Annotated in this window: 3 protein-coding genes and 3 pseudogenes; 3 read left to right on the top strand and 3 right to left on the bottom strand. The window is 71.6% G+C overall.

Features of this window, described 5'->3' with window-relative positions:
* The 3 genes and pseudogenes from uraD to x551_RS17685 all read right to left on the bottom strand — a co-directional run.
* A pseudogene (uraD, locus tag x551_RS17695) lies at positions 1–1,494 on the bottom strand (2-oxo-4-hydroxy-4-carboxy-5-ureidoimidazoline decarboxylase); the annotation flags it as partial.
* Positions 1,495–1,514: 20 nt separating this feature from the next.
* Positions 1,515–2,459: an allantoinase PuuE gene (gene puuE, locus x551_RS17690; RefSeq protein WP_011828377.1), complete on the bottom strand. Its 945-nt coding sequence runs from the start codon at positions 2,457–2,459 to the stop codon at positions 1,515–1,517.
* 40 nt (positions 2,460–2,499) lie between these two features.
* Complete coding sequence (locus tag x551_RS17685) at positions 2,500–3,261, bottom strand: GntR family transcriptional regulator (protein WP_036235051.1); 762 nt, start codon at positions 3,259–3,261, stop codon at positions 2,500–2,502.
* Here x551_RS17685 and x551_RS28240 point away from each other — a divergent pair.
* From x551_RS28240 to x551_RS17675, 3 genes and pseudogenes are all read left to right on the top strand, one after another.
* A pseudogene (locus x551_RS28240) lies at positions 3,143–3,712 on the top strand (hydroxyisourate hydrolase); the annotation flags it as partial. The gene x551_RS17685 and the pseudogene x551_RS28240 sit on opposite strands and share 119 nt — an antisense overlap.
* A 96-nt stretch (positions 3,713–3,808) precedes the next feature.
* Positions 3,809–5,007, top strand: a pseudogene (locus x551_RS17680) (urate hydroxylase PuuD).
* A 57-nt stretch (positions 5,008–5,064) separates the two neighbouring features.
* Positions 5,065–5,685, top strand: a 621-nt coding sequence (locus x551_RS17675; RefSeq protein WP_275452077.1) for a solute carrier family 23 protein, incomplete at its 3' end; no start/stop codon positions are given.

The following is a 5,685-nucleotide window of genomic DNA, read 5'->3' as shown; positions in this document are numbered from 1 at the left end:
CCTCGAGGTGGCAGGCGAGGCCGCGGCGCTCGCAGATCGCGGCCAGCCGCTCGCGCACGTCGGCCGCCATCGCGTCGCGCACTTCGTTGGTGGTGGAGCGGATGTCGAGGCTGAAACGGCAACGGCCCGGCACGACGTTGATCGAGCCGTTGGGCACCTCCAGCATGCCGACGGTGCCGACCAGGTGCGGCGCCGCAGCGGCGCGCTGCTCGACGTAGAGCGCCAGCTCGGCGACCGCGGTGGCGGCATCCCGCCGGCGGTCCATCGGCGTGGTGCCGGCGTGGCTGGCGACGCCGACCACCTCGCCGAGGTAGCGCACGCTGCCGTTGATGGAGCTCACCACGCCCAGCGGCAGGTCCAGCTCGGCGAGCACCGGGCCCTGCTCGATGTGGACCTCGACGAAGCCGAGGTAGCGCGCCGCATCGCGCGCCTCGGCCGCGATCGCCTCCAGCGTGGCCGGCAGGCCGGCGGCCAGCATCGCGGTGCGCATCGTCACGCCGTCGGCGTCCTGCTGGTCCAGCCAGGCGGGCTCGAAGTGGCCGGTAAGCGCGCCGGAGCCGAGGAAGGTGGCCTTGTAGCGCTGACCCTCCTCTTCGGCGAAGCCGACCACCTCGAGGCCGAAGGGCAGGCGCCGGCCGGCGCGGTGCAGCTCGCGCACGCAGGCCATCGGCACCAGGATGCCGAGCCGGCCGTCGTACTTGCCACCGTTGCGCACGGTGTCGTAGTGGCTGCCGGTGAGCAGGCGCCGCGCCGACGGATCGCTGCCGAGGTAGAGGCCCACCACGTTGCCGACCGCATCGAGGCGCACCTCGTCGAAGCCGCAGTCGCGCATCCAGGCCTGCAGCTGCGCGGCGCAGGCACGGTGCGCGTCGGTCAGGTAGGTGACGGTGAGCTCGCCGCGTTCGCCATAGCCCGGGTCGGTGTGCACGGCCAGCTGCTCGGCCCAGTCCCACACCGGGTTGCCCAGGATCGGCGCGGCGCCGAACTTGTCGTTCAGGCGGATCTCGGCGATGCGGTCGATGTTGCGCAGGCACTCGGCCAGCTCGATCTCGGGGTGGCCCTGCAGCCGGCGCTGCAGCGTCGCGAGGATCTCGCGCCGGTGCAGGCCCTCGCCGCGTGGGCCGCGCACCGCCAGCACGAAGGGCCAGCCGAAGCGCGCGCCGTATTCGGCGTTGAGCCGCTGCACCAGCGCGAACTCCTCCGGGGAGCAGTGGTTCAGGCCGGCGCGCGCCTGCTCGCCGGTCGATTCGGCGGTCAGCGTGCCGGCCACCGCGGCCTTGCCCGCCAGCTCGGGGTGGGCGCGCACCAGCGCGAGCTGGGTCTCGCGCCCGGCCTCGCGCACCACGCGCACCATCGCATGCTTGAGCTGCGCCAGGCTGGTGAACGGCCGCTGGCGCAGTGCCGTCTCGGCAATCCACGGCGAGTGCTCGTAGAGCCGTCGAGCGCGGCCAGCGCCGCCTGGGCCGGCGCATCGTTGAGCCAGGCGAGCGTCAGCGGGGTGGGGGCGGCGGTCGTCACGTGGAGGCCTTCGCGCAGGGGTGGGTGGCCTGCCAGTGCCGCGCGATGTCGATGCGCCGGCACACCCAGACGCGGTCGTGCGCCTCGATGTGGTCGAGGAAGCGCTGCAGCGCGCCGATGCGGCCAGGCTTGCCGAGCAGGCGGCAGTGCATGCCGATCGACATCATCTTGGGTGCGTCCTCGCCCTCGGCGTAGAGCGCGTCGAAGCTGTCGCGCAGGTAGGTGAAGAAGTGCTCGCCGGTGTTGAAGCCCTGCGCCTGCACGAAGCGCATGTCGTTGGTGTCGAGCGAGTAGGGCACCACGAGGTGGGGCACGCGGGTGCCGTCGGTCTTCTCGACCTCGGTCCAGAACGGCAGGTCGTCGCCGTAATAGTCGCTGTCGTATTCGTAGCCGCCCTGGTCGGCGACGAGCCGACGCGTGTTGGGGCTGTCGCGACCGGTGTACCAGCCGAGCGGCCAGGCGCCGCCGGTCAGCTCGCGCAGCAGCTGGGTGCCGATGCCGATGTGGCGGCGCTCGGTGGCCTCGGGCAGGTTCTGGTAGTGGATCCAGCGCAGGCCGTGGTTGGCGATCTCGTAGCCGCTTTCCATGAAAGCGGCCAGCAGCTCCGGATAGCGCTGCAGCGCCATGCCGACGCCGAACACCGTGAGCGGCAGGCGGCGCTTCTCGAACTCGCGCAGGATGCGCCACACGCCGACGCGCGAGCCGTACTCGTACATCGACTCCATGGTCATGTGGCGGTTCTCGTAGGCCTGCGCGGTGATCAGCTCGGACAGGAAGGTCTCGGAGGTGGGATCGCCGTGCAGCGGGCTGTTCTCGCCGCCTTCCTCGTAATTGAGCACGAACTGCACCGCGATCTTCGCGCCGCCGGGCCAGCGCGCGTGCGGGACGTCGCGGCCGTAGCCGCGCAGGTCGCGGGGATAGGGGGCAGGGGTCGGATCCATGGTGGGCAGGCCTTGCAAGAAGCGAGCGCAGTGCGGCGGCTCAGCCGGCCGGCCGCAACGCGGCGTCGAGGTCGTGGACGCGCGGGTTGAGACGCAGGTTGCGCTCGACGTTGCGCAGGTGGGCGTCGAGCAGCTTCACGGCGGCGCGGGCGTCGCGCCGTTCCAGCGCATCGACCAGGGCCACGTGCTCGGCCTGCGAATGCTCGGCCGAGTGCGAGGACTGGTACATCAGCGAGATCAGCGAGGAGCGCGACAGCAGGTCGGTCAGCAGCTGCGCCAGCACCTCGTTGCCGACCATGCGGGCGAGGATCATGTGGAAGTCGGCCAGCAGCCGGGTGCGGCCGGGCACGTCGGTGCGCAGCACGGCCTCGCGTTCGGCGCGCAGGTGGGCGCGCAGCTCGGCGATCTGCGCGTCGGTGATCACCGTGCACAGCTTGCGCACCATCGCGGCCTCCAGCATCTGCCGCACCTCGAACACCTGGCGCGCCTCCTGCACGCCGGGCCGGGCGACGAAGGCGCCGCGGGCCGGCTCGAGCGTGACCAGGCGGTCGCGGCTGAGCTGGTTGAGGGCCTGGCGCACCAGCGTGCGCGAGACCTTGAAGAGGTCGGCGATCTTCTGCTCGGCCAGCTTGGTGCCCGGCATCAGCCGGCGCTCGACGATGGCGGTGGTGATCGCGTCGACGATGCGCTGCGTGGCACTGGTATCGGCCTCCGGCGCGGCGCGTGCGGCCGCGCCGGCACGGCGGCGCCGCGACGGTGCGGGCTTCAGGGCCTGGAGCGGTGCAGCGGCGGTGCGAGGCATCTTTTCGGTGCGGTATCGGCGGCGTCGCGGCCCGGCAGGTCCGTGGCACGGTGCTTGCGACGACCGGCAAAGTGTATACACTTTTGTGCACAGCCCGCGCCGGGCGGCGCTGCGTGATGCGGCCCGCGGACACGGACCGCACGCCCCCTCCCGCGACCACCACCGGAGCGCCGCCGCCACGACCATGGGACGACTCACCACCCACGTGCTCGACACGATGAACGGCTGCCCCGCCGCCGGCATGGCGGTGACGCTGTGGCGCCTGGCGCCGCAGGGCGACCAGCGCCTGGCCGCGCTGCGGCTCAACGACGATGGCCGGGCCGACCTGCCGCTGCTGGAGGGCGCGGCGATGCAGCCGGGCCGCTACCGCCTGGTCTTCGCGGTGGCCGACTACTTCCGCGCGCGCGGCGTCGTGCTGCCGGAGCCGCCCTTCCTCGACGAGGTGCCGCTGGACTTCGGCCTGGCCGACCCGGCGCTGCACTACCACGTGCCGCTGCTGGCCAGCCCCTGGCCTATTCCACCTACCGCGGCAGCTGAGCCGATGCCGATGGACGCCTACCTGCTCGACTGGGCCAACCTGCTGCTGCGCTGGCTGCACGTGGTCACCGCGGTCGCCTGGATCGGTGCCTCGCTGCACTTCGTGCTGCTCGACGACAGCCTCTACAAGCCGGAGGACCCGGAGCTGAAGAAGAAGGGCGTCGACGGCGAGGCCTGGGCGGTGCACGGCGGCGGCTTCTATCACTCGAACAAGTACCTGGTGGCGCCGCCCGACCTGCCCGAGAAGCTGCACTGGTCGTACTGGGAGAGCTACGCGACCTGGCTGTCGGGCTTTGCGCTGCTGTGCGTGCTGTACTTCGTGAACGCCTCGTCCTTCCTGGTCGACAAGGCGGTGTTCGACTGGTCGCCCGGCGCCGCGGTGGCCGGTGCTCTGGCCTATCTGGTGCTGGGCTGGGTGGTCTACGACGCATCTGCCGCGTGTTCGGCCGCAAGCCCGACGGTTCGGTGGGCGGCGACCTGAAGGTGGGCATCGGCGTGTTCGTCTACACCTGCGTGGCGGCGTGGATCGCCTGCCACCTGTTCGCCGGCCGCGCCGCCTTCCTGCTGACCGGCGCGATGCTGGCCACGGTGATGAGCGCCAACGTGCTGATGGTCATCATCCCCGGCCAGCGCAAGGTGGTGGCGGCGTTGCGCGCGAAGCGGCCGGTCGATCCGAACCTCGGCAAGCGGGGCAAGCAGCGCAGCGTGCACAACACCTACTTCACGATGCCGGTGCTGATCGCGATGCTGTCCAACCACTACGGCATGGTCACGCAGCACCGCCTCAACTGGCTGGTGCTGGTGTTGATGATGCTGGCTGGTGCGCTGATCCGGCTGTTCTTCGTGCTCCGTCACAAGGCGCCGCCGCGCTGGGAGATCGCCGCCGCGGCGATCGCGATCCTGGCCGGCGTGGCGTGGCTGGTCGCGCCGAAGCACGAGCCCGTGGCGTCGGCGCAGGCGGCGGCGCCGGTGCGCTTCGCGCAGGTGCAGGCGGTGGTGGGCGAGCGCTGCGCGATGTGCCACAACGCCCAGGTCGTCAGCAAGAACATCCAGCTGCACACGCCCGAGCTGATCGCCGGCCATGCGCAGCAGATCTACCAGCAGGCGGTGGTGCTGAAGACCATGCCGATGAACAACGCCACCCAGATGACCGACGCCGAGCGTGCGCTGCTGGGTCGTTGGTACGAGGCCGGCGCGCCGCCCCGTTAGCGGGCAGGGCCTGGGTACGGGCCTTGCAAGGACCCGAGGGCATTCGAGGAGAACGCCATGGCTTCGGGCACACCCCCCACCGTCCACCCGGTCGACGAGAAGCTGCCCGCCGGACGGCTGGCGACGCTGGGCCTGCAGCATGTGCTGGTGATGTACGCCGGCGCCGTGGCCGTGCCGCTGATCGTCGGCCGCGCGCTCAAGCTCAGCCCCGAGCAGGTGGCGATGCTGATCTCGGCCGACCTGTTCTGCTGCGGCATCGCCACGCTGATCCAGTCGCTGGGCGCGACGCGCTGGTTCGGCGTGAAGCTGCCGGTCATGATGGGCGTGACCTTCGCCGCGGTCGGCCCGATGGTGGCGATGGCCGGACCCGGCGGCACCGAAGCGGCGCGCGCCATCTTCGGCGCCATCATCGGTGCGGGCCTGCTGGCGATCTTCATCGCGCCGGTGATGGGGCGCTTGCTTCGCTTCTTTCCGCCGGTGGTGACCGGCACCATCATCGCGGTGATCGGCATCAGCCTGATGCGCGTGGGCATCGGCTGGGCGATGGGCGGTCCGGCCCACCTGGCGCAGTTCACCGACGTGCCCCGGCTGGTGGTGATGGTCGACCAGGCCAAGGCCGAGGCGCTGGCCGGCAATGCGGCGGTGGCCGCACTGTCGGCCGGCTCGGCTCCGGCGGCG

The sequence above is a fragment of the Methylibium sp. T29 genome (genome assembly GCF_000576205.1).
GTDB lineage: Bacteria > Pseudomonadota > Gammaproteobacteria > Burkholderiales > Burkholderiaceae_C > Methylibium > Methylibium petroleiphilum.
The sequence above is the reverse complement of the archived record's forward strand: the minus strand, read 5'-3'. Positions and strand labels throughout refer to the sequence as shown.

Excerpts from the sequence above, each read along its gene's own strand:
- puuE (WP_011828377.1), bottom strand. The coding sequence starts at position 2,459 with ATGGATCCGACCCCTGCCCCCTATCCCCGCGACCTGCGCGGCTACGGC.
- x551_RS17685 (WP_036235051.1), bottom strand. The coding sequence starts at position 3,261 with ATGCCTCGCACCGCCGCTGCACCGCTCCAGGCCCTGAAGCCCGCACCG.